Annotated in this window: 1 protein-coding gene; it reads right to left on the reverse strand. The window is 67.0% G+C overall.

The window, feature by feature from the left end; all coding sequences use genetic code 11:
- Nucleotides 1-4,837, reverse strand: a 4,837-nt coding sequence (locus LU671_RS28975) for a beta strand repeat-containing protein (RefSeq protein WP_442964157.1), incomplete at both ends; no start/stop codon positions are given.

The following is a 4,837-nucleotide window of genomic DNA, read 5'->3' on the forward strand; positions in this document are numbered from 1 at the left end:
AGGTCCTTGCCGGCGAACAGCGTGCCCTTGCGGTTGAGCAGGTCGGCGAGCAGATCGAGGGTCAGGGCGCCCTGGGCGGCGAGGTTGCCGTCGTTGTTGTTCAGGCTCGCGGCGTTCAGGCCCAGGTCCTGGCGGGTGGCCACACGACCGCCGTGGTTGTCGAGGGAACCTGCGCTGATGACCAGTTTTTCACCGGCATCGATCAGGCCGCCTTCATGGTTATCCAGTGCCCCCGTGATGGTCAGCTGCTGGCCGCTGCCGCTGGACAGGATGCCCTTGGCGCTGTTGTCCAGGCTGTCGGCCTTGACGTCCAGCCGCTGCTGGGCGACCAGCGCGCCGCCGTCACTGTTGCGCAGGGCGCCGGCCACGGTCGCCTGCACGGTGCCGGAACGGCTCGACAGGGTGCCTTGCTGGCGGTTGTCCAGGCTCTGGCCGGTGACAGTCAGCCCCTGCCAGCCCGAAACCAGGCCGTTGCGGTTGTCGATGGCGCCGCTGGTGATGGCCAGGGTCTGTTCGCTGATCAGCTTGCCGTCACGGTTGTCCAGTTCGCTGAGGTCCAGGCGCAGGGCCTGGGCAGTGGAGATCTCGCCGCCCTGGTTGGTGAGCTTGGCCAGGTTGACGAGGGTCAGTGGGCCGGCGGTGGTGATCAGGCCGGCGCCGTTGTCCAGGTCGGCGCCGAGCAGGTCCAGTGCAAGGCTGCTGCCGAGCAGTTTGCCACCGTGGTTGTCCACGCCTTTGCTGGTGAGTGTGAGTGCGTCCTTGGCTTCGATGCGGCCGCCGTCGCGGTTGTTCAGCGAGCCATCTACGGTGACCTGCAAGCCACTCTGGCTGCTCAGGGTACCGCCGCTGTTGTCCAGCACACCGGCATAAACCTCCAGCGACTGGCCACCGATCAGGCCTTTGAGGTTGTCCAGGCGCTGGCTGACCCGCAGCAGCAGGCCCTGGTCACTGAGCAAACGGCCATTGCCGTTGTCCAGTTGCTCGGCGGCGACGGTGAACGCTTGCGCGCTGGAAATCTCGCCGCCCTGGTTGGCCGCGGTCTTGAGGTTGTTCAGCAGCAGCGACGGGGCGTTGATCAGGCCTCCGCGGTTGTCCAGGTGGCCATGGCCCAGGTCGAGCTTCACCGAAGTGTCGCTGAACAGCTTGCCGCCCTGCTGGTCGAGGCCAGTGACCGTCGCGTTGAGTGCTTCACGGCTGCCGACTCGGCCGCCGTCACGGTTGTCCAGCTGACCGGCATGCAGATCGAGGGTGCGGTTGCTGCTGATACTGCCCTGGCGGCTGTTGTCCAGGTGGCCGGTGCTGATGGCCAGCGCGCCCTTGCTGGCAATAACGCCCTTGTCGGTGTTGTTCAGGCTGGCGCTGGCCAGGGTGATATCGCTGTCGCTCAGCAACTCGCCCCCCTTGTTGAGCAGCGCGCCTGTCGTGGTCAGCTTCAGGCTGCCGGCACTGTCCAGTTTGCCGGTGCTGTTGTCCAGACTTAGCGCGGCCATCAGCAACTGGCCCTCGGCACTGATCAGGCCGAGGCGGTTGAGCGCCGCGCCGGTCAACGTCAGGGTCATGTCCCGCTGGCTGGTCAGGCGGCCACCGTCGTTGTCCAGGGTCAGGCCGGTCAGGGTCAGGCCGGTCTGGGCCTCGATACGTGCCTTGTTGCGATTGAGCAGTGCCTGCAGTGCGAGGGTCATGCCCGTGCCGGCCACCAGCAGGCCGCCGTCGCTGTTGTCCAGCGAGGTGCCGGTGACCGCGACAGCGGCCTTGCCGGTGATCTCGCCGCCACGGTTGTCGATCCGGTCGACTTCCAGGGTCAGCGCACCGTTGCTGCCGAGCAGCCCTGACTCACGGTTGTCCAGTGCGTCGCCCTTGATCCGCAACTGCTCCAGACTGATCAGCGAACCCGCAGTGTTGAGCAATGTGCCAGCCTGGATCTCACCACGGCCTTTGCCGGAGACCTTGCCCTGGCGGTTGTCCAAAGTGCCGGCGTCGATGTTCAGGGCGGTGTCGCCCACAAGAATGCCTTGGCGGTTATCCGCGCGGGTGGCGCGCAGGTCCAGGCCCTTGGCCGAGACCAGGCCCTTGGTATTCTCCAGTACCTGGGCGATACGGACCGTCAGATCCTGGTCGCTGATCAGCTTGCCCTGGCGGTTGTCCAGGGTATCGGCGGCCAGGGTGAAGCCTTGCGGGCTGACGATCTCGCCCCGCTGGTTGTCGACGCTGCCGAGGTTGTTCAGCACCAGCAGCGGAGCCTTGATCAGGCCATGGTTGACCAATGCGCCCTGGCCCAGGTCGAGGGTGATCGAAGTCTTGCTCAGCAGGCGCCCGGCCTGCTGGTCGAAGCCGGTGGCGGTCAAGCTCATTGCGCCATCGCTGTCGATGCGGCTATCGCTGCCTGCATTGTTGACCTGGCCGGCCTTGATGGTCAGGCGGTCGTTGCCAACCACGTGCCCGCTGTCGCGGTTGTCCAGCGTGCCGGTGGCGATATCCATGGCCCCCTGGGCGCCGATCTCGCCGGCATGGTTGTACAGGCTGGCGCTGCGCAGGTCGAGGGTGCCGTCGGCGGTGATCGACCCGCGCTGGTTGTCTACCTTGCCAGTGGTGGCCAGGGTGAGCTTGCCGGCGGCGCTCAGCTCGGCGTCGCTGTTGTCGAGGCTGGCGGCGCCGATATCGAGGTCTCCCTCGCTGGTCAGCAGCCCCTTGCCGTTGTCGAGCGCCTGGCCCAGGCGCAGGCGTGCACCCTGCTCGCCGGAAACACGCCCGTCGCGGTTGTCCAGGGTCTGGCCGTCGAGGGTCAGCTGGCCCTTGCCGCGCAGCAGGCCCTGGGCCTGGTTGATGACCTCGGCCACCGTCAGCGTCAGGTCGGTGTTGGCCAGGACCTGGCCGCCGGTGTTGTCCAGGCGCTGCCCGGTCAGGCTCAGCGCCTTGGCCGCAGACAGTTCACCACCACGGTTGTCGACGCTGCCCACGGTCAGGCGCATGCCCTGCCCGGCGCCCAGCACGGCGCCCTGGCGGTTGACCAGCGAATCGCCCTTGAGGGTCAGCTTGCCGTCGGCGGACAGCTTGCCGCCGAGCTGTTCCAGGCGTGTGACCTGCCCATCAAGATCGCCGCCGCTGGTCAGGCTGCCGCCGCTGTTGTCCAGGTGCGCAGCGACCAGGTCCAGGTTGCCCTTCGCACCGAAGATGCCGAGCTGGTTGAGCAGTTCGGTGCCATTGAAGCGCACCCCGGCCTGGCCGCTGACCAGGCCCTGGTCGCGGTTGTCGAGCTGGTCGATGGTCAGCGTCATCGCGCCATCACCCTCGATCTTGCCGCCGCGGTTGTCCCAATGCTGGCCATGCAGGGTCAGCAGGTCCTTGCCCTGCAACCGGCCACCACGGTTGTCCAACTGCCCCGCGTCGATATCCGTGGCACCCTGGCCATTCACCAGGCCCTTGGCCTGGTTGTCCAGCAGGCCGCTGACCTTGGCGGTCAGCGTGCCATCGCTGAGCAGCTTGCCCTGCTCGCGGTTGTCGAGGCTGGCGGCGTTCAGCGTCAGTGCCTTGCCGGCAGCCAGCACACCTTGGCGATTGTCCAGCGCCTGGGCGACCACCAGTTCCAGCGCCCCACCCGTGACCGTACCCTCACGGTTGTCGAGGTTGCCCGCCTTTACCTGGCCGTGGCCGGTGCTGGAGATCTCGCCGTGCTGGTTGTCGATGGCTGCGCGGGTGGTCAACACCAGGCCGGACTTGCTGGTGACCACGCCGCCCTGGTTGTGCAACGCCAGGGCCTGGATATCCAGGCCGTCGGCCGAGACCAGGCCATCCAGGTTGTCGAGCAACTGGTCGAGGCGCACGGTCAGGGCCTGCTCGCTGTAGAACTTGCCACCGGTGTTGTCGAGGCTGCGACCCGTCAGGGTGAAGGCCCCCTTGCTGGAGATCTCGCCACGCTGGTTGTCGATATCGGCCATCTGCCGCAGACGCAGCTGGTTGGCGACGATCTCGCCGTCGCGGTTGTCCAGCCGGCCTTGGTTCAGGTCGAGGGTCAGCTCGGTGACGCTGCTCAGATGGCCGCCTTGCTGGTCGAGCCGCCCGACATTGACGCTGACCGCCTGGTTGCCGCTGATATGGCCACCCTGGCCGTTGTTCAGGGCCTGGGCGGTCAGATCGAGGGCGGTCTGGCTGGCGATCCGGCCGGTCCGGTTGTCGACCAGGCCCTGGCTGGTGACGGTAATGCCCCGGTTGGCCAGGACCTTGCCATTGCGGTTGTCCAGGCTACCGAGGTTCAGGGCCAGGGCATCGAGGCTGGACAGCTCGCCAGCCTGGTTGTCGAGATGCGCCCAGGTGGCATTCAGTGCCCCTTGGCTGATGATCTGGCCACGATCGCTGTTGAGCAGTTGCCCGCCGGTGAGGGTCATGCGCCCGTCACCGACAACCTTGCCCTGCTGGCGGTTGTCCAGCGTTGCGGCGTTGATGTCGACATGGCGCCCGGCGCTGAGGCTGCCGCCCTGGTTATCCAGGCGACCGCCCGTGGTCAGCGTCAGGTCACCGCTGGCGATCAGGCGCTGGTTGCGGTTGTCCACGGCTCCGGCGTTGATCTTCAGGTCGGCATCGGCCGCGCGGCTGCCATCGGCCTGGATGCCGGCCTGGATGCCAGCGAGGTTGTTCAGTTGACCAGCTGCGTCCAGTTGCACCGAACCTGCCGCGGTCAGCCCCTGACGGTTGACCAGGTCACCGCGGCTTTCCACCTGCAGTTGCTTGCCGGCATGCACCGGCCCCTGGGTTTCGATACCGGTCGCCCGGATGCGCACATCGCCCCCGGCGCTGGCCTGGGCCATGCTCAGCTGGCCATTGGCATCGAGCTGGATATCGC

The organism is Pseudomonas sp. NMI760_13 (assembly GCF_021283245.1).
Classification (GTDB): domain Bacteria; phylum Pseudomonadota; class Gammaproteobacteria; order Pseudomonadales; family Pseudomonadaceae; genus Aquipseudomonas; species Aquipseudomonas peradeniyensis.